Source organism: Geodermatophilaceae bacterium NBWT11, from assembly GCA_014218215.1.
GTDB lineage: Bacteria > Actinomycetota > Actinomycetes > Mycobacteriales > Geodermatophilaceae > Klenkia.
Genome location: CP043652.1, coordinates 2,881,624 through 2,907,690 on the forward strand (window position 1 = coordinate 2,881,624; position 26,067 = coordinate 2,907,690).

Genomic DNA, 26,067 nt, shown 5'->3' on the forward strand with positions numbered 1-26,067 from the left:
GGCCCCCGGGAGCTACCGGCCGGTAACGTCCCCGGTCGGCCCGGCCAGGTCGACGGCCAGCGCGGCGACGGCGGTGAGGACGACGAGACCGGTCGCCCACCGCACCGAGGTCCGGTCGGCACCGGGCCCCGCGGTCTCCGCGGCCTGCCGCACGCCGCGGGCCCGCCGGGGGGCGAGCACCCCGAGCAGGGTGAGCCCAACCAGGGCGACGAGCCCGGCGGGCAGGGCCAGCAGCGGCTGGTCGCGCACCACCGCCGTCCGCACCAGCAGCGCGGCCACCACCAGCACCGCCAGCCCGGTCCGTTGCCAGGCCAGCGCGGTGCGGGCCGGCTGGGTCTCCCCGGCGCGGCGCACGTCGGTCAGCGGACCGCCTCCACGACGACCAGCACGAGCACCAGGACGACGAGGGCCGCCAGCGCGCCGGTCACCCAGCCGGCGATCGCGCTCACCGGCAGCGGCTCGTCCGCGGCGATCGCCGCCTCGGCCCGCGACCACCGGCGGTACCCCAGCAGCGCGGTCAGCAGGCCGCCGGCCATGAGCCCCACCGACACCGCCAGGCTGCCCCCCGGGACACCGAGCTCGGGCACGAACTGGGCCACCGCGACCCCGCCGGCGACCAGCGCCAGAGCGGTCCGCAGCCAGGCCAGCAGGGTGCGCTCGTTGGCCAGGCTGAACCGGTAGTCCGGGTGGGGCGCGGGCACGCGGCCAGGGTAGGGCGGGGTCGAGGAACCCGCGGGCCCGGCGGGTCGGCGCCGACTACGGTGGGACGACGGCGGCCCGGAACCGGGCCGCCGTCCTGCGTCCGGCCCCGGCCGGCAACGACCCAGAGCGAGTGAGGGACCCGACGTGCCCAGCGGCAAGGTGAAGTGGTTCAACCCGGAGAAGGGGTTCGGGTTCCTGTCCCAGGAGGGCGGGGGTCCCGACGTGTTCGTGCACCGGGACTCGCTGCCCGAGGGCACCACCGAGCTCAAGCCGGGCCAGCGGGTCGAGTACGGCATCGTCCAGGGCCGCCGCGGCGACCAGGCGCTGCAGGTGCAGGTGCTCGACCCGCTGCCCTCGGCGGTGGCGGCCACCCGGAAGAAGCCCGACGACCTGGTCCCGATCATCGAGGACCTCATCCGGCTGCTGGACACCGTGGGCAACGGCCTGCGGCACGGCCGGCACCCGGACAAGGCCTCGGCCGGCAAGATCGCCTCGGTGCTCCGCGCCGTGGCCTCGGACCTCGAGGGCTGAGGTCAGCCGGCGGGGGCCGTGAGGTCCCCGCCGGCCCGCACGAAGCCGATCGGCCAGGCGCCGGACAACCCGTCGCACTGGTCGTCCACGGAGTCCTCGACGAGCACCAGGTAGAACGCCGCCGGGACGACGTCGGAGCTGTTGATGCCGGTGAACGTCGTGGTGTCGGCCTCGACGTCGACGGTGCCGATCGTCTCCTCCAGCTGGTCGTCGAAGACCTGCACGCTCCAGCCCCGTTCTGCGACGGCGGGGTCCACGCGCAGGGTGATGGTGCTGTCGGCCTCCACCTCCACGATGGGCGGGGTGACCTGGTAGCGCTGGCCCTCCCCGCCCAGGCAGTACTGGGTCGGCTGGACCTCGACGGTCTGGTTGCCGGCCTGCACCCGGGCGGTGGGTGCGGTGTCGGGGGTGTCGTCGCCACAGCCGGTCAGCACGACCGCCGCACCGGTCACCGTCGCCAGCAGCAGCGCGCGTGCCCTCATCGTGTCCACTCCTGGTCTGGGGTCGCGGGCCCGTCGACCCGTCCGGTGCCGCCGCCCCGACGTCCGCGTCGGAGCAGGCCGCGACCGCCGGGCGCCCGGTCGACCCGGGGTGCCGGGCGGGGCGGGCGCTGCCCGCGCAGCTGCCCCCAGAGAACCAGGCCCACCGCGAGCACCAGCAGGGAGGCCGCGACGGTGAAGCCCAGCCAGCCGATCGTGGGCAGCGCGATGCCCAGCGCACCGCCGAACACCCAGGCCAGCTGCAGCAGCGTCTCCGACCGGGCGAACGCCGAGGCCCGCAGCGACTCCGGCACCTCGCGCTGGACGATCGCGTCGAGGGCGACCTTGCCCAGCCCGTTGGCGATCGCGGCCACCAGCGCGACCAGCCCGGCCATCGGCAGGCTGTAGAACACCGCCGCGCCCACCGTCACCACCGCCGCGACCGAGGCGGCGACCAGCACCAGCCGGTCGGGGCTGGTGGCCTGCAGCCGGGAGCCGATCGCCGTGCCGATGAAGCTGCCGATCCCGGCGGCCGCGGCGATGCCGCCCAGGGCCAGCGTGGCGTCCCAGGCGTCGTCGACGGTGGCCTGCACCAGGAACGCGGAGAAGATGGTGAGGAACCCGGCCAGCCCGCGCAGCGCCGCGGTGGCCCGCAGCGCGGTGACCACGTAGGAGCCCAGCGCCCGGCGGCGGCGCTCGCCGGTGGCGTCGTCCCCGCTGGTGAGCACGTCGGCGGGGAGCCCGGGCAGGGCGACGTCGACCCGGTGCGGCAGCGCCACGGCCAGCAGCCCGGCGATCACGAAGACCGTGGCGGTGGCGTAGAGCAGCCAGTCGAACCCGGCGTACCGGGCGATCCCGGCCCCGATGCCGCCGAGCACCCCGGCGGTCAGCAGCCCGAACACCGAGAGCCGGGCGTTGGCCGAGGTCAGCGACATCTGCTCGGGCAGCACGCGGGGGACGACGGCGGCGCGCAGCACGTTGAGGCCCTTGGAGAGCACCAGCACCCCGAGGGCGGCCGGGTAGAGCCAGATCCCGTCGTAGTTGGCGGCCATCACCACCGCCAGCACGGCGCGACCGACCAGGCTCCCGGCCAGCGCCCACCGGCGGCCGCGCTGCAACCGGTCCAGCATCGGCCCGATCACCGGTGCGACCACCGCGAACGGCGCCATCGTCACCAGCAGGTAGAGCGCCACGTTGCCGCGCTGGGCGTCGGTGGAGGCCGCGAAGAACAGCGTGCCGGCCAGCGAGACGGCGATCATCGCGTCCCCGGCCATGTGCAGGGCGTTGACCCACAGCAGCCCGGCCAGCCCGCTGTCCCCGGCGCCGTCGGCCCGGCTGGCGGCGTTCACCCGACGCACCGCGGCCCCGGTGAGCTGCCTGGTGCGGCGGGCGGCGACCCGGGTGACGGTCACCTTCTGAGGCCGGGCGCCGAGCACCGTGGTCGGCTGGGTGGCCTCGACGGGGTCCGTCGGCGGCCGCCAGGTCTGCGGCGCGACGACGGGGGTGGTCACCGTGGGGGAGTCGTCACCCGGGCGGGCGGACGGCGCCACCGGCATCGGCCGGGTCTGGGAGCGGGGCACCTCGACCGGGGCGGTGTCGTGCCGGACCGCCGGGGACCCCGGGGCGCGCCGCAGGGCCCACCGCCGTCGTCGCGGGGGAGTGGAGGCGGACGGCACCGGTCCATGGTGCCCCACCCGGACGACGCTCCCGGTCACCTCGCCGCCCCCGCCCGGCCCCTGGTGGGGCACCATGGGGTGCGTGTCCGAGCCCGTGCCCACCCCTGTGCCCGCCTCCTCCTCCCTCGACGTGCTGACCGCTGCCGTCGAGGAGGCCCGGGCCGCTGCGGTCGAGGTGGCCGGCGCCGAGGTCGAGGTCGGGGACCACGTGGGCACCTCCCGCGAGGCCGAGGGCGACCCGGACGCGCTGGGCGAGGTGCTCACGCACACCTTCGAGGCAGCCCTGCCCGGCTACGTCGGCTGGCACTGGGCGGTCACGGTCGCCCACGTCCCCGGTGACGCCGAGGTGACCGTCGACGAGGTCGTGCTGCTGCCCGGCGACTCGGCCCTGCTGGCCCCGGCCTGGGTGCCCTGGCACGAGCGGCTGCGCCCCGGTGACCTGTCCGTCGGCGACGTGCTGCCCTCCACCGAGGACGACCCGCGGCTGGTACCGGCCTACCTGGCCGAGGACGACGCCGCGTCCGACCCCGCCGCGATGGCGGTGGCCGAGGAGCTCGGCATCGGCCGCGAGCGGGTGCTGTCGGTCGAGGGTCGGCTCCTGGCGCTGACCCGCTGGACCGAGGGCGAGTTCGGCTCCTCGTCGTCCATGGCCCGGCACGCCCCCGGCCCCTGCGGCAGCTGCGGGTTCCTGATGCCGCTGGCCGGGTCGCTGCGCGGGGCCCTCGGGGTCTGCGCGAACGCCTACGCCCCGGCCGACGGCCGCGTCGTCCCGGTCGGCTACGGCTGCGGCGCGCACAGCCAGGCCACCCTGGAGGTCCAGGACGGCCCCCCGGCCGAGATCGTCACGTCCTCGCACTACGACACCAACCAGTACGACCAGCTCTGAGGTCTAGCGCTGGCCCTGCCAGCGCATGATCCCGAGGCCGCCGACGGCCAGTGCGATCGCGCACAGGCAGGTCCAGGTCCACACCCGGTCGACCCGGTCGCCGAGCAGCAGCACCACCACGAGCGCCACGACCCACAGGGCGATGCCCACGAGCACCACGCGGGCGGTGTCCACCCGCAGCGGGGGCGGTGAGGGACGGGTCGGGCGGGGCACGGTGCAAACAGTAGGGGGAGCGGCCCCGCGGTGTGGCACGCTGTCGCCGCTCGTCGTCCGACGCGCCGGGTGTCGACCCGGTGCCGCACCCGGGGGTCACCATGGCCGAGAAGTCGCGTCCCAGCACGAGCACACCCGCCGGGGACGACGCCGCAGCCGCGCGACCGGCCGGCAGCACCCGCCGGGGCACCGGCCCGAAGGTGCGCCCCAAGAACGGCCTCGACCGCTACTTCTCGATCACCGAGCGGCGCTCCACGGTCACCCGGGAGCTGCGCGGCGGCCTGGTCACCTTCTTCACGATGGCCTACATCGTGGTGCTCAACCCGATCATCCTGTCCGGCGCCGACATCGACGGCACGACGCTGCCCTTCGCCTCGGTCGCCGCCGTCACCGCGCTGGTCGCCGGGGTGCTGACGATCCTGATGGGCGTCGTCGGCCGCTACCCGTTCGCGCTGGCCGCAGGCCTGGGCATCAACGCCATCGTCGCGGTGTACGCGGCCACCCAGCTGACCTGGCCGGAGATCATGGGCCTGGTCGTGCTGGAGGGCCTGCTGATCACGGTGCTGGTGCTCACCGGCTTCCGCCGGGCGGTCTTCGAGGCCATCCCCGGCCAGCTCAAGACGGCGATCGCGGTCGGCATCGGCTTCTTCCTCACCATCATCGGCCTGGTCGACGCCGGCTTCGTCCGCCGCGCGCAGTCCGGCAGCGTGCCGCTGAGCTTCGGCATCGACGGGTCGCTGGCCGGCTGGCCGTTGCTGACCTTCGTCGTGGGCCTGGCGCTGACCAGCGTGCTCGTCGTCCGCAGGGTCCGGGGCGGGCTGCTGATCGGCATCGTGGCCACCACGGTCTTCGCCATCGTCGTCGAGGCGATCGCGAACGTCGGCTCCAGCAACGGCGGCACCAACCCGCGCGGCTGGGCGCTGCAGGTGCCCACGCTGCCGGAGAACATCGTCGAGCTGCCCGACTTCTCGGTGATCGGCAACGTGTCGCTGTTCGGCGGGTTCTCCCGGATCGGCGTCGTCGCCGCGCTGCTCATCGTCTTCGCGATCATGATCGCCGACTTCTTCGACACCGTCGGCACGGTCACCGCCGTCGGTGCCGAGGGCGACATGCTCGACGAGGACCGCAACCTGCCCCGCTCCCAGCCCGTGCTGCTGGTCGACTCCCTGGCCGCCGCGGCCGGCGGGGCGGCGAGCGTCAGCTCGAACACCACCTACGTGGAGAGCACCGCCGGGGTCGCCGACGGCGCCCGCACGGGCCTGGCCAGCGTGGCCACCGGGGTGCTGTTCCTGGTGGCGGTGTTCTTCACCCCGCTGGTCCAGGTGGTGCCCTCGGAGGCCGCCGCCCCGGTGCTGGTGATCGTCGGTGCGCTGCTGATCAGCCAGATCCGCGACCTCGAGTGGGGCGACCTGTCGCTGGTCATCCCGGCGTTCCTCACCATCACGCTGATGCCCTTCACCTACTCGATCACCAACGGCATCGGCGCCGGCGTCCTGAGCTACGTGTTGCTTCGGGTCGCGACCGGCCGGCGACGCGACGTGCACCTGCTGATGTGGGTGATCGCGGTGCTGTTCCTGGTGTACTTCGCCCTCGAGCCGCTGCAGCAGCTGTTCTGAACCCGCTTTCCTTACCCGCCCTAAGTAGATAGGCTCCGCCCGTGGCTCGGACGACGCTGGACACCGCGGCGCTGGCCCACGACCTGCGACTGGCGGTCATGCGGTTCTCCCGCCGGCTGCGCAATCAGCGGGTCGACACCTCCGTCACCCTCACCCACCTCGCGGCGCTCTCCACGCTCAAGCGGCACGGGGCGATGAGCCCGGGCGAGCTGGCCGGGCACGAGCGGGTGCAGCCGCCGTCGATGACCCGGGTGGTCGTCGCGCTGGAGGGCAAGGGCCTGGTCACCCGCACCCCGCACCCCACCGACGGCCGGCAGGTGGTCATCGACCTGACCCCCGCCGCCGAGTCGCTGCTGACCGAGGAGGCCCGGGCCCGCGAGGCGTGGCTGTCCGGCCGGTTGCACGAGCTGTCCGCCGAGGACCGAGCGACGTTGCGGGAGGCCGCCCGGATCATGGACGACCTCGCCAGCGGCTGAGCGGAGCGCACGACGCCTGACAGCCCGACCGCACCACCCGCGCGACGCGCGGGGATGTTCCGCGCGCTGCGGGTGCACAACTTCCGGCTCTACGTCTCGGCCAACCTGGTCTCCCAGACCGGCACCTGGATGCAGCGGATCGGCCAGGACTGGCTGGTGCTCCAGCTCTCCGGCGGCAGCGGCGTCGCCCTGGGCGTGGTCACCGCGCTGCAGTTCGCCCCCACGCTGCTCTTCAGCTTCTACGGCGGGGTGCTGGCCGACCGGTTCGACAAGCGCTGGCTGCTGATGGTCACCCAGGCGCTGATGGGCGGGGTCGCCCTCGTGCTGGCGGTGCTGGTGGCCACCGGCGGCATCCAGCTCTGGCAGGTGTTCGCCCTGGCCGCGGCCCTGGGGGTGGTCAGCTCGCTGGACACCCCGTCCCGGCAGGCCTTCGTCTCGGAGATGGTCGGCCGGGAGTACCTGGTGAACGCGGTCAGCCTGAACTCCACCGTCTTCAACGGCGCGCGACTGGTCGGTCCCGCGGTGGCCGGCGGGCTGATCGCGTTCGCCGGCGGCAACACCGCACCGGCCTTCTTCGTCAACGCGGCCAGCTTCGGGGCGACGATCGTCGCGTTGTCGCTGATGCGCGACGCCGAGCTGCAGCACAGCACCCCGGTGGCCCGGGCCCGCGGCCAGCTGCGGACGACGCTGGCCTACACCCGGGCCCACCCGGACCTGCAGCTGGCGATGCTGCTGGCCTTCGTCGTCGGCACCTTCGGGTTCAACTCCCAGATCACCATCGCGCTGATGGCCCGCGAGGTCTTCGGCCTGGGTGCCGGCGCGTTCGGGCTGCTGTCCACCGCCTACGCGGTCGGGTCGCTGTCCGGTGCGCTGCTGTCCACCCGCCGCGAGGCGCGGCCGCTGCAGCGCTTCCTGCTGCTGGCCGCCGGCGGCTTCGGGGTGCTGCTGGTGGTCAGCGGGCTGATGCCGACCTACTGGAGCTTCGCCGCCCTGCTGGTGCCCACCGGGGCGGCGGCGCTGGTGTTCAGCGTGGCCTGCAACTCCTTCGTCCAGCTGGGCGTGGACCCGCAGATGCGCGGGCGGGTGCTGGCGCTCTACTTCATGTGCTTCATGGGCGGGACGCCGGTCGGGGCCCCGTTGATCGGCTGGGTCTCGGAGACCTTCGGCGCGCCCTGGGGGCTGATCTCCGGCGGCGTGGTCGTGGTGGTCGCCGCCGTCGTCGCCGGGGCGCTGCTGTCCCGGGGCAGGCACGTGCGGCTCGAGGCGCACGTGACCCCGCCGAGCCTGCAGCTGCACGTCGACGCGCTGCCGCCGCTCGCCGCCGGGCTCGCGGACGAGGCCGACGGGGAGGTGCCTGGCGAGCAGCCCGTCCGCCGCTGATTGTGGGCCGGCCCACCGGGGCCTACCGTGCGGACGTGCCCTCGTTCACCACCGTCGCCGGCTCCTGGCCGGTGCAGCTGGGGCTCACCGTCGTCATGGTGCTGGTGGCCTGCTGGCTGATGGACCTGTCGATGCGCGGCTTCACCGGGCAGTGGCGGCGGGAGCGTCGCCGCCGGCCGGTGCGCTTCCGGGCGCCGCTGCCACGCACCCCGCCGGTCGAGCCCCGCCGCCGCGCGCTGCAGGCCGTCGCGGCCGACCTCCGGCGGCTGCGCCGGGAGCTCGCGCTGGTGTCCACCGGCGCCTCGGCCGCGCACCGGGCCGGGCTGCAGGCCGCCTACGACGACCTGCTGGTCGAGGCCGCCGAGGCCCTCGACGTGCCGCACCGGCTGCGTCAGACCGTCCCCGGCGAGGCCCGGGAGATGGAGCGGCTCCGGCTGGGCACCGCGCTGACCGATGCCGGGCTGGTGCTCGGCGACCCCGGGGCCCGCGGCTGAGCGTCGGCCGGCTCTTCGTCGCGGTCAGCCCGCCGGCACCGGTCGTCACCGCGCTGACCCGTGCCGTCGACGCCGTGCGGGACGCACCGGGCGCCCCGCGCTGGGTGAGCCCGGAGAGCTTCCACGTCACGCTGGCCTTCCTGGGCGACGTCCCCCGGGCGAGGTTCGCCGGGCTGATCGGTGCGCTGGGCCCGGTGGTCGACGGGGCGTCGCCGATGACCCTGCAGCTCGACGGCGCGGGGCGGTTCGGGCGTCGTCGTCCGCGCGTGCTGTGGGCCGGGGTGGCCGGCGACGTCGACGCGCTCTCGGTGGTGGCCGACCGGCTGGCCGCGGCGGCCCGGCACGCCGGGGTGCCGGTGGAGGACCGGCCGTTGGTCCCGCACCTGACCCTGGGGCGGTGGCCGGGGACGGCACAGGCCGACCCGCAGCTCACCGACGCACTGGTCGGGGAGCACGGGCCGGCCTGGGCGGTCAGCGAGGTCGTGCTGTGGCGGTCACCGCTGGGCCGCCCCTACGAGCGGGTCACCAGCTGGGCGACTCACCAGGCGTAGTCCTCCGGGGCGGTCTCGTGACCGGGGAAGACGTCGTCGAGGGCGGCGAGCTGGGCGTCGTCCAGGGTGATCTCGACCGCGGACAGCGAGGACTCGAACTGCTCCATGGTGCGCGGGCCGATGATCGGCGCGGTCACCGCGGGCCGGCTCAGCAGCCAGGCGATCCCGACGTCGGCCGGGGCCAGGCCCCACTCGGCGCACAGGTCCTCGTAGCGCTGCAGCTGCGGGCGGACCTCCTCGATCCGGGCCTGGTTGCGCTCGCTGGTGCGCCGGTTGCCCTCCTGCTTGGCCAGCACCCCGGCGAGCAGACCGCCCTGCAGCGGGCTCCACGGGATGATGCCGATGCCGTAGTGCTCGGCGGCCGGCACGACCTCGCGCTCGATGTCGCGGACCAGCAGGTTGTAGATCGACTGCTCGCTGACCAGGCCGGTGAAGTGCCGGTTGCGGGCGGCCTCCTGCGCGGCGGCGAGCTGCCAGCCGGCGTGGTTGGACGACCCGACGTAGAGCACCTTGCCCTGCGCGACGAGGGTCTCGCAGGCCTGCCAGATCTCCTCCCACGGAGTCTTCAGGTCGACGTGGTGGAACTGGTAGAGGTCGATCCAGTCGGTCTGCATCCGCTTCAGCGAGGCGTCGCAGGCCCGCACGAGGTTGCGGGCGGACAGGAAGGTGTCGTTGGGCCAGTCGGTCATGGAGCCGTAGACCTTGGTGGCCAGCACCGTCTTCTCCCGGCGCTCGCCGCCCTGGGCGAACCAGGTGCCGAGGATCTCCTCGGTGCGGCCCTTGCCGGCGGCGAAGCCGTAGACGTTGGCGGTGTCGAAGAAGTTCACGCCCTCCGCGTGGGCGCGGTCCATGATCGCGTGCGCGTCGGGCTCGGAGGTCTCGGGACCGAAGTTCATCGTGCCCAGGCAGAGTCGGGAGACCGACAGTCCGCTGCGGCCGAGGTGGGTCTGTTCCATGTCTCCCACACTGGCACCCTGTCGGCCGTGCCGCAGAGCTTCGAGACCGCCACCGCGCTGACCCGCACCGACGCCGGCTTCTCCGCCTCCCTGGACCCGGGGTGGGACGTCGGGGGCGGGGTGCTCAACGGCGGCTACCTGCTCGCCGTGGCCGCCCGGGCCGCCGTCGAGGTGTCCCCGCACGAGCACCCGGTGGCGCTGTCGGCCAGCTACCTGCGCGCCGCCGCCCCCGGGGCCGCGACGCTCACCGTCACCGCCGGTCCGGCCGGCCGGACGCTGCAGCACGCCGTCGTCGTCCTCTCCGACGCCACCGGCCCCGCGGTCTCGGTGCAGACGACCACGGCGACCCTGGTGCCGGGGGAGTCCTCCTACGCCGTCGCGATGCCGGCGGCGACGCCGGTGGAGGACTGCCTCTCCATCGCCGAGCACGCCCACCTCGCCCCGCCCGGGATGCCCGTGCCCGGGCTCTCCGAACGGGTGGACACCCGGCTCGACCCGGTCACCGCCGGCTGGGCACTGGGTGAGTTCTCCGCCGAGCCGGTGATCCGGGCGTGGGTGCGCTTCGCCGACGGCCGCGAGCCCGACCCGCTCGGCCTGGTCGCCTTCACCGACGCGCTGCCGCCCACCTCCTGGGCGATCGGGCAGCTCGGCTGGGCCCCCACCGTCCAGCTGCAGACCCTCGTCCGCGCCCTCCCCGCTCCCGGCTGGTGCCTGGTCGAGGCCCGCGCCACCGAGATCGCCGGCGGCTGGATCGACGAGGACTACCGCATCTGGGACTCGACCGGCCGCCTGGTCGCCCAGTCCCGCCAGCTGGCCCGCTCGCCCCGGCCCAGCGTGGATCAGGTGACCTGATCCAAAGCTGGCCGTCCTCAGCAACGCTGGTGAGGGCGGCCAGTCTTGGATCAGGTCACCTGATCCACGCTGAGGGTGCTCAGGCGTCCTCGCGGAGGACGGTGGCCGGGTCGGCGCGGTCGGCGGCGCGCTGGGCGTAGAGGGCGGCGAGGCCGGCGACGGCCACGGTGACGACGACGGTGGCGGCGAGCGCGGTCCAGGGGACGTCGAGCAGCGGCGTCGGCGGCCGCACGAGGTCGACGTCCAGCCGGCGGTAGACGACCGCGACCGCACCGGCGGCCAGCACCCCGCCGAGGACGATGCCGGCGACCGCGACGCCGCCGAGCTCGACCAGCAGCGACGTCAGGTGCGCGCGCCGGGAGAGCCCGAGGCGGCGGGCCATCACGTAGCCGGAGACCCGGCTGCGGGAGCGGGCCTCCAGGTACAGCAGCAGGCCGCCGAGAGCGATGACGCCGACGAAGACCGCCAGCGCGGAGAGGTAGCCGAAGGTCCAGGTGATGCCCAGGAAGTTCGCCGTCGTCTGCACGTCGGCGGGCTCGACGGTCCGGTTGCGGTCGCTCCCGGCCGCGGTGAAGGCCTCCTGGGCGGCGGAGGTGTCGCCGTCAGTCCACAGCTCGGCGGTGCGGTCGGCGCCGGCGGTGCGGGGGACGTCGGGCAGCCGGTCGGCGGCGACCAGCAGCACCGGGTCGGCGGTGCGCCGCCCGGGGAGCACGTCGGCGGTGGCCACCACGTCGACGGGCACGTCCTGCGTGCCGAGCCGGAGGTCGGTCTCCCCGGTCGGCAGCCCGGCGGCCACCACGGGCAGACGGCCGTCGACGGCGGGGCCGTCGAGGCGGGCCAGCAGGTCGGGCAACGACTCGGCGGCGAAGGAGTCCACCCAGAACGCGGTGCCGGCGAAGTCGGCCGGGTCGACCGCCAGCACCTGGACGTCGGCGCGACCACGGCTGTCCCCGGCGCCCTCGGCCGCGGTGACGCTGGCGTCGCCGTAGCGCACCACGTACGTGCCGGCCGCGGCGATCTCCGGGGTGGGGTCGAAGCGGGACACCGACAGCACGGCCGCTCCGGCGCCGATCTGCACGCCCACCTTGGCGTCCAGGGTGGCCTGCGAGCTGGCGGTCAGCGTCGCCGTGTACCCGAGCACCGCGACCGGCAGGGCGACGGCGACCAGCAGGGTGGCGGTGGCCAGCCGCGCCGCGGCCAGCCGGTTCACCGCCAGGAACACCGCCGGACGACGGCGCGCGGCCCACCGCCGCACCCGGGGCAGCAGTGCGGTGAGCACCCGGGCGAGCAGCACCGCGGCACCGGCCAGGCCCAGCAGCGGGAAGGCGACCAGCAGCCCGTCGACCTGCGCGACGTTGCCCTCGCTGACCACGCCGGGCCGGCCCTGCAGCGCCACCCAGCAGGCACCCGCGGCGAGCAGCAGCGTGAGCTCCCACGGCACGCGCGAGGGCCAGCGGGGTGCGGCGCCCAGCGGGCGTTCGGCGGACCCCCGGGCGCGCAGCCCGGCGACCAGCGCGGCGGCGCCCAGGCCGACCACGAACGCGCCGACCCCTGCCCACAGCGCGGCCGTGGTCGCACCGGGGTCCAGGTCGTCGGCCGGGCCCAGTGTGGCGATCAGCGCCCGGGAGGCGCCCCAGCCCAGCGCGGCGCCGACCAGCGCGGGCAGACCCAGCTCCAGCGCCGCCTTGCCGGCCAGTGGCACGGGGCCCACGCCGCGGGCGGCCAGCAGCCGGACCTCGGTGGCCCGGCGGTCGGCCCAGAAGCTCCCGGCCGCCGCGACCAGCACCAGCGCCAGCAGGGCGCCGGCCACGGCCACCGGGACGACGGGTCCGCGCAGCCCGGACTCCACCAGCTCGGCCCGGTCGATCGCCTCGACGAGTCGGGTGTTGGGCACCCCGTACACCTCGGTGAGACCCAGCCGGTCCAGGGTGTCCGCCTGGGCCCGGGCCTGCCGGTCCAGCAGCGCCCGCGCCTCGCTCACCGTGGTGTCCTCCGCCCGCACCGGGACCTGACGTCGGAGTTCGGTGTAGGCCGTCCCGGGTGAGACGGCGTCCAGGGTCGCCGCGTCCGCGGTGAGGAGCAGCGCCGGCGGAGGGGTGTTCGCGTTGCTGTCGTTGGCGTACAGCAGGCGGTAGTCGCACCAGTAGTCGTCGGCGTCGTAGGCGAACAGGTCGGTGTAGACCCCGGCGACGGTCACCGGGGCGGACCCGACCGTGATCGTGTCGCCGGCGACGATGCCGGCCTGCTCGGCCCAGCTCGCCGGCACGGCCACCCCGGTGGTGTCCGTCGTGGGCGGTTCCACCCACCGGACGTGGTCGAACGAGGCCGGCCGGAAGAGGAGCTGGGCGGGGAGGGACACCGGCGCCCCGTCCCCGGTCCGCACGCCACTGGCCGAGGCGTAGCCGACCGGGTCGCTGCCGGTGTCACCGACCGCGTCCCACGCCGAAGCGAGCGCCTGGTCGGTCGACCGGTCGGGGGTCTGCTGCCCGGTGGGGTCGCCGTTCTGGTCCAGCAGGCCGACCCCGACCCCGGTCTGCCCCCACCCGACCTCCGCGCACCCCGCGGCCAGCTGCTGCTGCAGCGCCGCCGACCGCGCCGAGGACAGGAACAGCGGAGCCGAGGCCACGGCGCAGGCGAGGATCGCCGTCGTCACCAGCACGGCGACGACGGCCGCGGGCTGCCGCAGGCCCAGCAGGGGAGCGCGGGTCCACGGGGCCAGCCGCCAGAGCGGGGGCCGGCTCACGACGGGGCCCCCTCGGTCAGCTGGCCGTCGCGCATCGACAGCACCCGGTCGGCGCGGGCCCAGGCCAGCTCGTCGTGGGTGGCCAGCAGCACCGCGGCCCCGTCGTCGGCCCGCTGTCGGACGGCGTCGAGCAGCCGGTCGACGTGCCCGCGGTCCTGGTGGGCGGTGGGTTCGTCGGCCAGCAGCACCGCCGGGCGCAGCAGCAGCGCCCGGGCGACGGCGACCCGCTGCTGCTCACCGAGCGAGGCCTGGTGCGGGTACCGGTCGGCCAGGTGGGCCAGGCCGAAGCCGGCGAGCAGCTCGCCGGCCCGGTCGTGCTCGTCGACGCCCCGCAGCCGGGCCGGCAGCAGCACGTTGTCGGCCAGGCTCAGGTCGGCGACCAGGCCCAGGGCCTGCGGCACCAGCGCGAGCTCGGCCCAGCCCAGGGCGTCGGGACGACGTCCGGCGAGGTCCCCGTCCAGGGTCAACGCGCCCTCGTCGGGGGTCTCCCAGCCGCAGAGCACCGCCAGCAGGGTCGACTTCCCCGAGCCGGACGGGCCCACCAGCGCCACGAACTCCCCGGGTGCCACGGCGAGGTCGACGCCGTCCAGCGCGGTGACCGTCTCCACCCCGCGGGTGAACCGCTTGACCAGCCCGGTGGTGCGGAACCCGCTCACGGGACCCGCTGCCCGCGGTCCAGGTGCACGAACCCGTCGGCGACGGCCATCACCCGCGGGTCGTGGCTGGAGACGAGGAAGGCCACGCCGTCGGCGGCCAGCTCGGTCATCGCAGCGAGCACCCGCTCGGCCGCGGCGGTGTCCAGCTCGGCGGTCGGCTCGTCGGCCACCACGAGGGCCGGCCCGCCCACCACGCCGCAGGCGACCGCGAGCCGCTGCTGCTCCCCGCCGGACAGCTGGGCGGGTCGGTGATCGGCGCGGTCGCCCAGACCGAGACGCGCCAGCAGGTCGTGCACCTCGTCGTCGTCGACCGGCGCCCCCCGCAGCTGGGCTGCCAACCGCACCTGCGCGGCGGCGTCCAGGTAGGGCAGCAGGTTCTCCCCGGGCCGCTGGAACAGGTAGGCGACCTGCCGCTGGCGCAACCGCCGGCGGCCCCGGGCACCGAGGGTGTCCACCCGCGCACCGCCGACGGTCACCGCGCCGGAGTCGGGGGAGTCGATGCAGGCCAGCAGCCGCAGCAGCGAGGACTTGCCCGACCCAGACGGCCCCACGACGACGGTCACCTGCGCGCGGGGCACGTCCAGCGACACCCCGGCCAGCGCGGTGACCGTCTCGGTCGCCGTCCGGTAGGTCTTGACCACGTCGGTGCAGACCGCGGCCGGGGCGGGCGTCTCCCGGAAGACGTCGGCGGTGAACGGGTCCGCGTCGAAGCGGAACGCCCCCGGCCCGGTCATCGTGAGGCAGCCTAAGGGTCCCGCCTGGCGTCAGCCCGCCAGCCGGCGGGCGAGTTCGAGGCCGAGCTGGTGCCCCGAGGTCCAGGCGCTCTCCACCTTGGACGGCGCCGCCCAGCCGTCGCCGCACAGCCCGATGCCGTCGGCCAGGTGGAACGGTGCCTCCCGAGGGTCGGTCGGCTTGGCGAACGTCCAGCGGTGCACGTACGTCCACTCCGGCTCCACGTCGATGCCCAGGGCCCTCCGGACGGCGGAGGCGACGGCAGGCCCGGCCTGGGCGGGGTCGTCGAGGTGCCCGGAAGCGAACTCCGCGGTGGTGTGCGCGACCAGCACGGGGGCGCCGTCCCCGCGGCGGTCCCCGTCGTCGGCGATCCAGTCGACGGTCGGGTCGTCGTGGACGAAGGCGCCGTGCAGGTCGGCGGCCCACTGGCGCTGCGACCAGCCCAGCGCGACGGCCAGGGTCGGCTGCCAGCCGCGCGGGTCGAGCACGGTCTCGGCCGGGGACCCGACGGCGAGCAGTCGTCGGGCCTGGGGGTCGGGCAGGGCCAGGACGACGGCGGCTGCTGGCTCGCCGTCCACGGTCGGACCGTCGTCGACGCGGACCTGGGCGACCGTGCGTTCGGTGACGAGGTCCAGGCCCGTGGCGAGGTCGACGACCAGCGAGCGCAGCCCGCGGACGGCGCCGTAGCGCATCGGGCCGGTCTTGGACTCGCCGATCCCGTCGGGGCCGGCGACGGAGAACGTGTCGGTCCACTCCCGGGCCAGGCCGCGCTCGACCCAGTCGGCGACGACCGGCGCGAAGTCCCCGTCGTCGGCGACGGTGAGGTAGGAGGCACCGAGGTCGACGGCGCGGCCGTGCAGGGTGCGCCCGGCCATCCGCCCACCGGGGGCGCGACCCCGGTCCAGCACGCGGACCGTGAGGCCGGCGTCGGTGAGCGCTCGGGCGCAGGCGATGCCGGAGATGCCGGCGCCGATGACGGTCGTGGGGGAGTGGCTCACCCGTCGATCCTGCTCGCAGTGCCGCCGACCTGCAGTCCGACACCGTCCGGGAGGATCTGCGGTCGTGCCCCAGCTGATCACCGACCCACGCGACGAGCGGGTCGCCGACTTCCACGACCTCTTCGCCGGCGACCGCCGCCCGGGCACCGAGCGCGGCACCGGCCCGGTGATCGTCGAGGGCGTCACCGCGGTCGAGCGGCTGCTGGAGACCGGCCTCCCGCTGCGGGCGGTGTACGGCGTCGCCGGCCGGTTGGCCGCCCTCGACCTGCCCGACGGGGTGCCCGCCTACGAGGCCGACAAGTGGGTGGTCTCGGAGACCATCGGCTTCCGGCTCACCCGGGGCGTGCTGGCCTCGGCCGAGCGGCCGGAGACCCCGGACCTCGATGCCCTGCTGGCCGGGCCGGACCCCACCGCACCGCGCCGGATCGCGGTGCTCGAGGGGCTCAACGACCACGAGAACATCGGCTCGATCGGCCGCTCCGCCGTCGCCCTCGGGGTGGACGCGTTGCTGCTGGACCCGACCTGCGCCGACCCGTACTACCGGCGGTCGGTCCGGGTCTCGATGGGCCACCTGCTCACCCTGCCGGTGCGGGTGCTCACCGACTGGCCCGGCGACCTCGACCGGGTGCGGGCTGCGGGCTACACCACCGTGGCGCTCACCCCGGCCGCCGACGCCGTCGACCTGGGCGCGCTGGACCCCACCGCCCACCCGCGGACGGCGCTCCTGCTCGGCGCCGAGGGCCCCGGGCTGTCCGCCGCCGCCCAGGCCGCGGTCGACGTCCGCGCCCGGATCCCGATGCGCTCGGGCGTGGACTCCCTCGGCGTCGCGGCAGCAGCCGCCGTCGCCTTCGCCACCCTCCGCTCCTGACGAGGAGCGCCCTTCTCGTCAGGGGTCCTGACGAGAAGGGCGTTCGTCGTCAGGACCGGGACGGCGGTCCTGAGCGGGGCTCAGCCGCGCAGCGAGAGCCGGGCCAGCAGCTCGCGGGCCTGCTCGGCGGCCTGCGGCTGGCACAGCACGTCGTAGCGGCCGGCGACGATGCGCTGCGGAGCGGCAGCGAAGTCCCGGCGGCCACGGGTGGCCGCGAAGCTGGCAGCGCCGAAGAGGGCACCGAAGACCAGTCCGATGACCAGGCCGGTGAGCACTGAGCTGATCCAGCTCGAGCCGTCCGGGGCGAAGATGCCCAGCAGCAGGCCCACGAAGAGGCCGAACCAGGCGCCCGAGGCGGCCCCGGCCATCGCGGCGCGGGCCAGCGTGAGCCGGCCGACGACCTGCTCCACCGTGCGGAGGTCGGTGCCCACGATCTGGACGTTCTCCACCGGGAACTGCTCGTCGGAAAGGAAGTCGACCGCCCGCTGGGCCAGGGCGTAGTCCCCGTAGGAACCGACCTGCACGCCGCCGACGGGCATCGAGACCGATGCAGCCATGTCCGTTCTCCGTTCTGTGTGCGGTCGGGGGTGACGCGAGGAAGACCCTCCGGGTGCGTCGAGCTCCCCGTCCAGGGCCGAACTACCCTTCCCGCCCAGGTCAGACACGTGATCCGGACCGCTCAGACGAGGCTGTCGGCCCAGGCGCGGTGCAGGTCGGCGAACCGGCCGGTGCCCCCGACCAGCTCCGCCGGAGCGCCGTCCTCGACCAGCCGGCCGGCGTCCATGACGAGCACCCGGTCGGCGAACTCCACGGTGGACAGCCGGTGGGCGATGATCACCGCGGTCCGGTCCGCCAGCAGAGTCTGCAGCGCCTGCTGCACGAGCTGCTCGCTGGGAACGTCGAGGGAGCTGGTGGCCTCGTCGAGCACGAGCACCGCGGGGTCGGCCAGGAACGCCCGGGCGAAGCTGACCAGCTGGCGCTGCCCGGCCGACAGGCGCCCGCCCCGTTTGCGGACGTCGGTGTCGTAGCCGTCGGGGAGCGCGGCGATGAACTCGTGCGCCCCGATCGCCGCGCAGGCCGCCTCGATCTCGGCGCGGGTCGCGGAGGGACGCCCGAAGGACACGTTGTCGGCGATCGACCCGGAGAACAGGTGGCTCTCCTGGGTCACCATGACCACCGCCCGGCGCAGGTCGTCGTCGGCCAGCCGGTCCAGCGGGACGCCGTCGAGCCGGACCTGCCCCTCCTGCGGGTCGTAGAAGCGGGCGGCCAGCCGGGCCAGGGTCGACTTCCCGGCTCCGGTGGCCCCGACGAGGGCCACGGTCTGCCCGGCCGGGATCGTCAGGTCCAGCCCGGGCAGGACGGTCGAGGCGCCGTACCCGAACCGGACGCCGTCGAAGACCAGCTCACCGGCGGCGTGCGGCAGCGGGGTGGGGTCGGCCGGCTCGGCCACCGTGGCCGGCTCCTCGAGCACCCCGGACAGCTTCTCCAGCGCCGCCGACGCCGACTGGTAGCTGTTGTAGAACATCGCGATGTCCTGCAGCGGGTCGAAGAAGCGGCGCAGGTACAGCAGGAAGGACACCAGGGTGCCGACGGCCAGCCCGCCGTCCATCACCCGCAGCGCGCCGTACCCGAGCACCACGACGACCACCAGGTTGCCGATCAGGGTGACCGCCGGGACGAAGACCGCGATCAGCCAGTAGGCCCGGTCGGTGGCGTCCCGGTTGACCTCGTTCAGCTCGGCGTGCAGCTGGTCGTTGCGGCCCTCGCGGCGGAAGGCCTGCACCGCGCGGATGCCGCCGAAGGTCTCGGTGAACTGGACGATCAGCGCCGCGATGGTCTCCCGGGTGCGCCGGTAGGCGACCACCGAGTTGCGTTGGAACCACCGGGCGACCCAGAACAGGAACGGGAACCCGGCCAGCGCGACCAGCCCCAGCGGCAGGTCCAGCACCAGCAGCACGACCCCGATGGAGAGCACGCTGAACAGCGCGGACAGCAGACCGTCCAGGCCCTCGTCGAGCAGCTCGGCGAGGGTCTCGACGTCACTGGTCAGCCGGCTGATCGTCTTGCCCGACGTGTAGCGCTCGTGGAAGGCCAGCGGCAGGGACTGCACGTGCCGGAAGACCCGCCGGCGCAGCGTGAGCAGCACCGCCTGCCCGACCCGGCCGGAGCCCAGCAGGAAGCGGTACCGGAGCCCGGCGTCGGCGCAGGCTGCCGCGACCATCGCGACCGTGACCCAGACCAGCGGCCACGGGTCACCGGCCAGCAGGGCGGGGACGGCGACGTCGATCCCGACCCCGATGAGGAACGGCCCGGCCAGCCACGCCGCGTTCTGCAGCAGGAGCACACCCAGCAGCAGCCAGAGGGCGCGGCGGTGCGGGGACAGCAGCTCGCCCATCAGCCGGCGGGACCGGTCGCGGAGGAACAGCCCGGCCGAGGTCGACAGGTCCTCGTCGCCCTCGGTGGCCACCCCACGCCAGGACGCGGAGGCGTCCGGCGCGGACGGCGGCGGGGGAGCGGTGGTGGTCATCGGGGAGCCGCCGAGGAGAGCTCGGACCCGCTGGAGAGCAGGTCGCGGTAGGCCGGCACCTCGGCGAGCAGGTCGGTGTGCCGGCCGACGGCGGTGATCCGGCCGTCCTCCAGCAGCGCGACCCGGTCGGCGAGCAGCACCGTGGAGGCCCGGTGGGCGACCACCAGTGCGGTGGTCGCGGCCAGCACCTCCCGCAACGCGGACTCGACCAGGGCCTCGGTGTGCACGTCGAGGGCGGACAACGGGTCGTCCAGCACCAGCACCGAGGGGCGGCCCAGCACGGCCCGGGCCAGCGCGAGGCGCTGTCGCTGCCCGCCGGACAGGGACAGGCCCTGCTCGCCGATCCGGGTGTCCAGGCCCCAGGGCAGGTCGTGCACGAAGCCGGCTTGGGCGACGGCGAGGGCCTCGGTGACGTCGGCGTCGGTGGCCTCGGGCCGGCCCAGGGTGAGGTTCTCCCGGACGCTCATCGAGAACAGCGTGGCGTCCTCGAACGCGGTGGCGACGACGGTGCGCAGCTGGGCCAGGGGCAGGTCGCGGACGTCGTGCCCGTCGAGGGTGACCCGCCCGGAGGTGACGTCGTAGAGCCGGCCGACCAGGGCCGTCACGGTGGTCTTGCCCGACCCGGTGGCCCCGACGAGCGCGACGGTCTCGCCCGGTGCGACGTCGAGGTCCACCCCGCGGAGCACCGCCTCCCCGGCGCCGGGGTGGGCGAACCCGACGTCCTCGAAGCGCAGCCGGGCGGGTCGGGCGACCGGTCGGTCGGTGACGCCGGGGGTGTCGGCGACGGTCATCGGGGCGTCGAGCAGCTCGCCGATCCGGTCGCAGGCGCTGGCGGTCTCCTGGGCCTGGGCGAGCAGCCAGCCCAGCGACAGGATGGGCCACTGCAGCACCGTGAACAGGGTGACGAAGCCGACCAGCCCGCCCACGGTGAGCGCCCCGGTGGAGACGCCGACCGCCCCGCCGACCAGGACCAGGGCCAGGGTGATCTGCGGGTGGAACTCGAAGACCACCCAGAGCTTGGCCAGCGTGCGGACCTTGCGCAGCTGCAGGCCCCGCAGCGACACGGCGGTGCGGTCGTAGCGGTCGAAGACCAGCCGGCTGCGGCCCAGGGACTTGACCACCCGGATGCCCTGGACGGCCTCCTCCACGTCGGTGGCCAGCTCGCCCTGCTCGTCCTGGACGGCCCGGGACTCGGTGTTGTACCGACTCTCCAGCCGGAGCCCGACCGACACCAGCGGGACCGTGGTCACCAGGACGGCGACGCCCAGCGGCCACCAGGTGGCGATCAGCAACCCGCCGACGACGACGCAGGTGATCAGGTTGACCACCAGGAACACCGCGCCGAACCCGACGAACCGGCGGACGGTCGCGATGTCGGTGGTGGCCCGGGAGAGCAGCTGCCCCGAGGACCAGCGGTCGTGGAACTCCACGGGCAGGCGCTGCAGCCGCTGGTAGAGGGTGTCGCGGAGGTCGCGCTCGATCTGCAGGCTGGAGGAGTTCATCGCCCAGCGGCGCAGGAAGAACAGGAACGCCTCGGCGACGCCGAAGGCCAGCGCGAGGCCGAGCAGCGGGACCAGCCCGCTGCGGTCGTCGTCGGCGATCGGACCGTCGACGACGGCCTGCACCACCAGGGGCGCGACCAGCTGGGTGAGCGTGGCCAGCAGGGCCGCGACGAACGTCAGCACCAGCAGCCCGGTGTAGGGCCGGGCGAAGGGCCACAGCCGCCACAGCGCCGAGAGCCGCCCCCGCTCGGGGGGCGGCGCGGGCGGGGCGGTGGCGGTCACCCCCCGAGGCTAGGTGCGACCTCCGACAGTTCCGAGCGCTTTACCTGTGCCGGCGGACGCCGAAGACGATGTCCTCCCAGGCCGGGATGGCCGCGCGCGGGTCCTCCGCCTCGCCGTCCACCCGGTCGAAGACGACGGTGTCGTGGGTGTCGGGCCCGCCGTCGCCGGAGAGCAGCACGTCGACCGGGTTGCCGTCGGTGGGGACGACGTTGCGCACGTCGGCGTCGAGGTCCTCGTCGGGGGCGAGGTCGGCCTCGTCGGCGCGGTCGCCGGCCAGGTCACCGGCCCACTCGTCGTCGTCGGCCTCCTCGCGCACCACGGCGATCGAGCGGCGCGGGGCGGGTGCGGCGGGCAGACCGGCCGGCACGTCGGGGACGACCCGGACCAGCCGGGTGCCCTCGGCGAAGTCCATCGTGGTGGCGTCGACCGGGGTGACGGTCTTGGTGGCGGTGTCGTAGCTCCACTTGGTGACCCCGGACTTGTGCCCGGCCCGCCAGGCGGCCCGGACCTGCCAGGTGCCGTCCTCGGTGCGGTGGGAGTCCCAGCGGACGGCGTCGAGGTCGGCGCCGAGCAGTCGCAGGCGCTCGGACATGAACTGCTCCAGCGGCACGCTGGGGGTGCCCTCGGAGAGCCGGACCCGGGCGGTCTGCGCCTGCTGGGCGACCCGCTCCCGCTCCTGGAGCACCGGGTGGGCGAAGCGCATGATCCGCTCGACCGACGTGCCGGAGGCGTGCGCGACCTGCTCGGGGGTCTCCCCGGCGCGGATGCGGGCCTGGATGACCCGCGGGGGCAGGGCGTTGCCCTGGTCGAGCTCGATCTGGCCCATCCGCTGGGCGTCGCCGCGGACGGCGGCCTTGAGCCGGTCGTCGATGGGCAGGTGGAACCGCTCACCGTTGTCGATGGAGTCCGGGACGTCGGCGGCGAGGACCAGGCTGCGTCCGTCGTCGGAGAGCGCCACGAGGCGCAGGGTGCGCATGGGGGCGACCTCCAGGGGAGCCGTCGGGACGGTCCCCGGACGAGGACCAGCGCCGAGGTTATCCGGGCAGGTGGGGACCCTCCGGTCGACACGCCACACCCCGCGGGTCTGCCCGACGGGGGGCACCCAGGGTCACTGTCCGGACGCTGTGAGTGTCTCCCGCGCGGCGCCCGCAGGTCGTCGTGACATGCCGTGGCAACACGGACGGGGGAGGGTGGGCGCTCGACGTCACCGGCCCCGCGCCGGTGGGAGGAGGCGCTCGTGTGCGGCATCTCGGCCGAGATCCGGTTCGACGGCGGGGTCGCCGACGTCGGCGCGGTCGCCGCGATGTGCGACGAGCTGGCCGCCCGCGGCCCGGACGGGTCGGGGGTCTGGCAGTCCGGCCCGGTCGCCCTCGGTCACCGGAGGCTGAAGATCATCGACCTCACCGAGGCCGGGGCCCAGCCGATGGTCGACATCGAGCTCGGGCTCACCTGCGTGTTCAACGGGATCGTCTACAACTACCGCGAGCTGCGCGAGGAGCTGCGGTCGGCGGGCTACCGGTTCGCCTCCACCAGCGACACCGAGGTGGTGCTCAAGGCCTACCACCGCTGGGGCGCGGCCTGCGTGGAGAAGTTCCTCGGCATGTTCGCCTTCGTCGTGGTCGAGCGCGGGTCGGGTCGCGTCGTCGTCGCCCGGGACCGGCTCGGCATCAAGCCGGTGTACCTCAGCCGCGGGCCGGGCCGGGTGCGGATCGCCTCCAGCCTGCCGGCGCTGGTCCGCGCCGGGGGCGTGGACACCTCCATCGACCCGGTCGCCCTGCACCACTACATGTCCTTCCACTCCGTCGTCCCGGCGCCGCGGACGATCCTGGCCGGCGTCGGCAAGCTGCCCCCGGCCACGGTGCGCACCTACGAGGCCGACGGCCGGGAGTCCGACTGGACGTACTGGTCCCCGGTGCACGAGCGGCGGGCCGACCTCGCCGACCTGGACCCGGTGCAGTGGCAGGAGCGGGTGCTGGAGCAGCTGCGGCTGGCCGTGCGCCGCCGGATGGTCGCCGACGTCCCGGTCGGGGTGCTGCTGTCGGGCGGACTGGACTCCAGCCTGATCGTCGGGCTGCTGGCCGAGGAGGGCCAACGCGACCTGGCCACCTTCTCCATCGGCTTCGAGGCCGTCGGCGGCCGGCAGGGCGACGAGTTCGCCTACTCCGACGTCATCGCCGAGCACTTCTCCACCGACCACCACCGGCTGCTGGTGCCCACCGCCGAGGTGCACGCCGGCCTGGACGGCGCGGTCGCGGCGATGAGCGAGCCGATGGTCAGCCACGACTGCGTGGCCTTCTACCTGCTCGCCCAGCAGGTCAGCCAGCACGTGAAGGTGGTGCAGAGCGGACAGGGCGCCGACGAGGTGCTGGCCGGCTACGACTGGTACCCGCCGCTGGACGGCGTCCCGACCGACCGGGCCGTGGACGCCTATGCCTCGGTGTTCGTCGACCGCCCGCACGCCGAGCTGGCCGGCATCCTGAGCGACCGCTGGCTGGTCACCGACGACGTCAGCCGGGCCTTCGTCGCCGACCACTTCGCCCGCCCGGGCGCGGACACCACGCTGGACCGGGCGCTGCGGCTGGACTCCACGATCATGCTGGTCGACGACCCGGTCAAGCGGGTCGACACCATGACGATGGCCTGGGGCCTGGAGGCACGCGTGCCGTTCCTGGACCACGAGTTCGTCGAGCTCGCCGCCGCCGTCCCGCCGGAGCTGAAGCTGGCCCAGGGCGGCAAGGGCGTGCTCAAACAGGCCGCCCGCGCCGTCATCCCGGCGCACGTGATCGACCGGCCCAAGGGCTACTTCCCGGTGCCGGCGATCATCCACCTCGAGGGCGAGTACCTGGCCAGCGTGCGGGAGGCCCTGCAGGCGCCGGAGGCCCGCGAGCGTGGGCTCTTCCGCACTGACTACACCGCGCGGTTGCTGGCCGAGCCGAACACCCACCGCACGACGCTGGGGAGCAACCAGCTGTGGCAGGTGGGGTTGCTGGAGCTCTGGCTGCAGCGCCACGGCATCCGCTGACGGGCAGCGGAACACCCGCCGGCCGTCATCTGCTGCACTGGCCCGACGTGTCCGCGATCCACCGAGGAGGTGGCATGACCCGCACCATCGAGGACTCCCACGGCCTCGGCACCGACGTCCGGCTCGCCGTCACCGAGATCGCCGCGGCCGCCGGGGCCTGGTGCCCCGCGCTGGCCCCGACCGGCGACCGGGTCGCCTACGTCAGCGACCGCTCCGGCCGACCGCGGCTGGAGGTGGCGACGCTGGACCAGCAGACCCCGCCGGCGGTGGTCTCCGGCCCCGACCAGGAGGTCGTGTCGGTCGCCTGGTCGCCCGACGGCGAGTGGCTGGCCTTCCTGATCAGCCCCGGCGGCTCCATCTGCGCCCAGCTCTGGGTCGCCCACGCCGACGGCTCCGAGCCCCGGCTGGTCGCCGGGGAGGACCTCCGCTGCACCGTCTTCGCCGGGGGCTGGACCGCCCGGCCGGGCCACTACGCGTGCACGATCGCCGACGGCCCCGGTGCCGACGTCGTCCTGGTCGACGTGGTCAGCGGGGCGCACCGCACGTTGGCCACCGGCGGCTTCCTGGCCGTCACGGCGGTCGCTCCCGACGAGGGCCGGCTGCTGGCCCGCCGCGGTCCGCGCGGGCACCGGCACGTCGTGCTCGTCGACGTCCCCACCGGGCAGCAGACCCGGGTCGTGCCGACCGGCTCGCCGGGGTGGCAGCAGAGCGAGGACGGCCGGTTCGGTCCCGACGGCCGCTCGGTCTACCTGCGGGCGGCGCTGCCCGGGCCGCCGGGGGAGGACCGCACCGGGCTGCTCGTCGTCCCCCTGTCCGCGGACGGCGCACCCGGCGTGGCCGAGGTGCTGGTCAGCCGGCCGGACGCCGACCTGGACGGCTACGCCGTGCGCGCCGACGGGTCGGTGTTGTGCTTGTGGAACGTCGGCGGGGTGAGCGAGCTGGAGCTCCGCCGGGTCGACGACGGCGCCCTGGTGCGGGCGGTCGAGCTCCCGCTGCCGGTGATGCCCGGCTGGTCGCTGGCCGCCGACGGCGGGTCGCTGGTCGCCGAGCTCACCGGCCCGGGTGCCCCTCGCGGGCTGTGGGTCGTGGACCTGGCCGACGGCACCTCGCGTCCGCTGCCCAGCGCCCCGCGACTGCCGAACCCCGACCTGCTGGTCACCCCCGTCCGGCACCCCTACCGGGCCGCCGACGGGCTGGCACTGGAGGGCTGGCTCTACACCCCGCCCGACGTGCACGGCCCCAACCGCACGGTGGTCGTCTTCCACGGCGGGCCCGAGGGTCAGGAGCGGCCCTCGTGGTCGCCGGTGGCCCAGGCGCTGGTGGCGGCCGGGCTGACCGTCTTCGCGCCCAACGTGCGCGGCTCGGGCGGACGGGGAGCGGCGTTCATGGCCGCCGACGACGTCGACGCCCGCGAGGCCTCCTTCGCCGACGTGCCCGCGACAGTCGAGCACCTGGTGCAGGCCGGCATCGCGACCCCGGGCCGGGTGGGGGCGCACGGCTGGTCCTACGGCGGGTACCTGACGCTGGTCGCGCTGACCCGCTGGCCCGACCTCTTCGCCGCCGGGGTCTCGCTGGCCGGGATGAGCGACCTGCGCAGCTTCTTCGCCGGCACCGAGCCGTGGATGGCCGCGGCGTCGACCACCGAGTACGGCGATCCCGTCACCGACCGTGAGATGCTTGCCACGATCAGTCCGATGACGGCACTGGAGGCCTTGCGGTCACCGGTCCTGCTGGCGCACGGTGACCGGGACACGAACGTCCCCGTCGCGGAGTCGGTCCAGGCCCACCAGGCGCTGACCGCCCTCGGCGCCCCCACCGAGCTCCTGCTCCTGCCCGGCGAGGGCCACACCGTGGTGGGCCGGGAGAACCTCGTCGAACTGACCGAACGGACCACCGCGTGGTTCGACCGCTGGCTGTGAGGGACA

25 protein-coding genes are annotated in these 26,067 nt (G+C 75.0%); 11 read left to right on the top strand and 14 right to left on the bottom strand.

Features of this window, described 5'->3' with window-relative positions; translation table 11 throughout:
• Positions 1-12: 12 nt before the first annotated feature.
• Together F1C76_13845 and F1C76_13850 are read right to left on the bottom strand one after the other, a co-directional pair.
• Complete coding sequence (locus tag F1C76_13845) at positions 13-432, bottom strand: DUF202 domain-containing protein (GenBank protein QNG39243.1); 420 nt, start codon at positions 430-432, stop codon at positions 13-15.
• Complete coding sequence (locus tag F1C76_13850) at positions 360-701, bottom strand: DUF202 domain-containing protein (protein ID QNG37523.1); 342 nt, start codon at positions 699-701, stop codon at positions 360-362. The genes F1C76_13845 and F1C76_13850 overlap by 73 nt, the downstream gene beginning before the upstream one ends.
• A gap of 145 nt (positions 702-846) precedes the next feature.
• Here F1C76_13850 and F1C76_13855 point away from each other — a divergent pair, with 145 nt between their 5' ends.
• Positions 847-1,233, top strand: a complete 387-nt coding sequence (locus tag F1C76_13855) for a cold-shock protein (protein QNG37524.1) — start codon at positions 847-849, stop codon at positions 1,231-1,233.
• Between the two features lie 2 nt (positions 1,234-1,235).
• On the opposite strand, the gene F1C76_13860 is transcribed toward F1C76_13855, so the two are convergent.
• Together F1C76_13860 and F1C76_13865 are read right to left on the bottom strand one after the other, a co-directional pair.
• Positions 1,236-1,715, bottom strand: a complete 480-nt coding sequence (locus F1C76_13860; GenBank protein QNG37525.1) for a DUF2771 family protein — start codon at positions 1,713-1,715, stop codon at positions 1,236-1,238.
• Positions 1,712-3,463: an MFS transporter gene (locus tag F1C76_13865; protein ID QNG37526.1), complete on the bottom strand. Its 1,752-nt coding sequence runs from the start codon at positions 3,461-3,463 to the stop codon at positions 1,712-1,714. The genes F1C76_13860 and F1C76_13865 overlap by 4 nt, the downstream gene beginning before the upstream one ends.
• Here F1C76_13865 and F1C76_13870 point away from each other — a divergent pair.
• Entirely contained in the window at positions 3,462-4,274 is an 813-nt protein-coding gene (locus F1C76_13870; protein ID QNG37527.1) for a DUF3027 domain-containing protein, read from the top strand. The genes F1C76_13865 and F1C76_13870 overlap by 2 nt on opposite strands.
• A gap of 3 nt (positions 4,275-4,277) precedes the next feature.
• On the opposite strand, the gene F1C76_13875 is transcribed toward F1C76_13870, so the two are convergent.
• A complete protein-coding gene (locus F1C76_13875) occupies positions 4,278-4,487 on the bottom strand; it encodes a DUF2530 domain-containing protein (protein QNG37528.1) in 210 nt (69 codons plus the stop codon).
• 101 nt (positions 4,488-4,588) lie between these two features.
• On the opposite strand from F1C76_13875, the gene F1C76_13880 reads away from it, so the two are divergent.
• The 5 genes from F1C76_13880 to thpR are packed head-to-tail and all read left to right on the top strand — an operon-like array spanning position 4,589 to position 9,004.
• Positions 4,589-6,103: an NCS2 family permease gene (locus F1C76_13880; protein ID QNG37529.1), complete on the top strand. Its 1,515-nt coding sequence runs from the start codon at positions 4,589-4,591 to the stop codon at positions 6,101-6,103.
• A 41-nt stretch (positions 6,104-6,144) separates the two neighbouring features.
• Entirely contained in the window at positions 6,145-6,579 is a 435-nt protein-coding gene (locus F1C76_13885; GenBank protein QNG37530.1) for a MarR family transcriptional regulator, read from the top strand.
• A 54-nt stretch (positions 6,580-6,633) separates the two neighbouring features.
• Positions 6,634-7,959, top strand: a complete 1,326-nt coding sequence (locus tag F1C76_13890) for an MFS transporter (GenBank protein QNG37531.1) — start codon at positions 6,634-6,636, stop codon at positions 7,957-7,959.
• Between the two features lie 35 nt (positions 7,960-7,994).
• Positions 7,995-8,453 carry a hypothetical protein gene (locus F1C76_13895; GenBank protein QNG37532.1) on the top strand — a complete coding sequence of 153 codons (459 nt, stop codon included), beginning with the start codon at positions 7,995-7,997 and terminating at the stop codon, positions 8,451-8,453.
• The gene (thpR, locus tag F1C76_13900) at positions 8,450-9,004 is read left to right on the top strand and encodes an RNA 2',3'-cyclic phosphodiesterase (GenBank protein QNG39244.1); all 555 of its coding nucleotides are present in this window, start codon (positions 8,450-8,452) and stop codon (positions 9,002-9,004) included. Before F1C76_13895 ends, thpR begins: the two co-directional genes overlap by 4 nt.
• Here thpR and F1C76_13905 read toward each other — a convergent pair.
• Positions 8,992-9,960 carry an aldo/keto reductase gene (locus tag F1C76_13905; protein QNG37533.1) on the bottom strand — a complete coding sequence of 323 codons (969 nt, stop codon included), beginning with the start codon at positions 9,958-9,960 and terminating at the stop codon, positions 8,992-8,994. The genes thpR and F1C76_13905 overlap by 13 nt on opposite strands.
• A gap of 18 nt (positions 9,961-9,978) precedes the next feature.
• Here F1C76_13905 and F1C76_13910 point away from each other — a divergent pair, with 18 nt between their 5' ends.
• Entirely contained in the window at positions 9,979-10,812 is an 834-nt protein-coding gene (locus F1C76_13910; protein ID QNG39245.1) for a thioesterase family protein, read from the top strand.
• A 79-nt stretch (positions 10,813-10,891) separates the two neighbouring features.
• Here the strand turns inward: F1C76_13910 and F1C76_13915 are convergent, their stop codons facing one another.
• Genes F1C76_13915 through F1C76_13930 form a run of 4 tightly spaced genes read right to left on the bottom strand, consistent with a single transcriptional unit; the run spans position 10,892 to position 15,941 of the window.
• A complete protein-coding gene (locus F1C76_13915) occupies positions 10,892-13,555 on the bottom strand; it encodes an FtsX-like permease family protein (GenBank protein QNG37534.1) in 2,664 nt (887 codons plus the stop codon).
• A complete protein-coding gene (locus tag F1C76_13920; GenBank protein QNG39246.1) occupies positions 13,552-14,187 on the bottom strand; it encodes an ATP-binding cassette domain-containing protein in 636 nt (211 codons plus the stop codon). Before F1C76_13920 ends, F1C76_13915 begins: the two co-directional genes overlap by 4 nt.
• A gap of 20 nt (positions 14,188-14,207) precedes the next feature.
• Positions 14,208-14,945 (bottom strand): ATP-binding cassette domain-containing protein, encoded by a 738-nt coding sequence (locus F1C76_13925; protein QNG37535.1) that lies wholly within the window; start codon positions 14,943-14,945, stop codon positions 14,208-14,210.
• A 30-nt stretch (positions 14,946-14,975) separates the two neighbouring features.
• Positions 14,976-15,941, bottom strand: coding sequence for an FAD-dependent oxidoreductase (locus tag F1C76_13930; GenBank protein QNG37536.1), 966 nt, complete (start codon positions 15,939-15,941; stop codon positions 14,976-14,978).
• Here F1C76_13930 and F1C76_13935 point away from each other — a divergent pair.
• Entirely contained in the window at positions 15,916-16,809 is an 894-nt protein-coding gene (locus F1C76_13935; protein ID QNG37537.1) for an RNA methyltransferase, read from the top strand. The two genes, F1C76_13930 and F1C76_13935, sit on opposite strands and share 26 nt — an antisense overlap.
• Positions 16,810-16,889: 80 nt before the next feature.
• Here the strand turns inward: F1C76_13935 and F1C76_13940 are convergent, their stop codons facing one another.
• The 4 genes from F1C76_13940 to F1C76_13955 form a co-directional block, all read right to left on the bottom strand.
• Entirely contained in the window at positions 16,890-17,348 is a 459-nt protein-coding gene (locus F1C76_13940) for a hypothetical protein (protein ID QNG39247.1), read from the bottom strand.
• 140 nt (positions 17,349-17,488) lie between these two features.
• Positions 17,489-19,336 (bottom strand): ABC transporter ATP-binding protein, encoded by a 1,848-nt coding sequence (locus F1C76_13945; GenBank protein ID QNG37538.1) that lies wholly within the window; start codon positions 19,334-19,336, stop codon positions 17,489-17,491.
• Positions 19,333-21,120, bottom strand: a complete 1,788-nt coding sequence (locus F1C76_13950; protein ID QNG37539.1) for an ABC transporter ATP-binding protein — start codon at positions 21,118-21,120, stop codon at positions 19,333-19,335. Before F1C76_13950 ends, F1C76_13945 begins: the two co-directional genes overlap by 4 nt.
• Positions 21,121-21,160: 40 nt before the next feature.
• The gene (locus F1C76_13955) at positions 21,161-22,096 is read right to left on the bottom strand and encodes a DUF3071 domain-containing protein (protein ID QNG37540.1); all 936 of its coding nucleotides are present in this window, start codon (positions 22,094-22,096) and stop codon (positions 21,161-21,163) included.
• Between the two features lie 261 nt (positions 22,097-22,357).
• Here F1C76_13955 and F1C76_13960 point away from each other — a divergent pair, with 261 nt between their 5' ends.
• Positions 22,358-24,142, top strand: coding sequence for an N-acetylglutaminylglutamine amidotransferase (locus tag F1C76_13960; protein QNG37541.1), 1,785 nt, complete (start codon positions 22,358-22,360; stop codon positions 24,140-24,142).
• Between the two features lie 74 nt (positions 24,143-24,216).
• Entirely contained in the window at positions 24,217-26,061 is a 1,845-nt protein-coding gene (locus F1C76_13965) for a S9 family peptidase (GenBank protein ID QNG37542.1), read from the top strand.
• Positions 26,062-26,067: the final 6 nt, after the last annotated feature.

Bases quoted from the DNA above. Each gene is read 5' to 3' on its own strand.
- F1C76_13940 (QNG39247.1), bottom strand. From the start codon at position 17,348: ATGCCCGTCGGCGGCGTGCAGGTCGGTTCCTACGGGGACTACGCCCTG.
- F1C76_13860 (QNG37525.1), bottom strand. From the start codon at position 1,715: ATGAGGGCACGCGCGCTGCTGCTGGCGACGGTGACCGGTGCGGCGGTC.
- F1C76_13905 (QNG37533.1), bottom strand. From the start codon at position 9,960: ATGGAACAGACCCACCTCGGCCGCAGCGGACTGTCGGTCTCCCGACTC.
- F1C76_13880 (QNG37529.1), top strand. From the start codon at position 4,589: ATGGCCGAGAAGTCGCGTCCCAGCACGAGCACACCCGCCGGGGACGAC.
- F1C76_13870 (QNG37527.1), top strand. From the start codon at position 3,462: ATGGGGTGCGTGTCCGAGCCCGTGCCCACCCCTGTGCCCGCCTCCTCC.
- F1C76_13935 (QNG37537.1), top strand. From the start codon at position 15,916: ATGACGGTCGTGGGGGAGTGGCTCACCCGTCGATCCTGCTCGCAGTGC.
- F1C76_13865 (QNG37526.1), bottom strand. From the start codon at position 3,463: ATGGTGCCCCACCAGGGGCCGGGCGGGGGCGGCGAGGTGACCGGGAGC.
- F1C76_13945 (QNG37538.1), bottom strand. From the start codon at position 19,336: ATGACCACCACCGCTCCCCCGCCGCCGTCCGCGCCGGACGCCTCCGCG.
- F1C76_13925 (QNG37535.1), bottom strand. From the start codon at position 14,945: ATGACCGGGCCGGGGGCGTTCCGCTTCGACGCGGACCCGTTCACCGCC.
- F1C76_13890 (QNG37531.1), top strand. From the start codon at position 6,634: ATGTTCCGCGCGCTGCGGGTGCACAACTTCCGGCTCTACGTCTCGGCC.
- F1C76_13955 (QNG37540.1), bottom strand. From the start codon at position 22,096: ATGCGCACCCTGCGCCTCGTGGCGCTCTCCGACGACGGACGCAGCCTG.
- F1C76_13965 (QNG37542.1), top strand. From the start codon at position 24,217: ATGACCCGCACCATCGAGGACTCCCACGGCCTCGGCACCGACGTCCGG.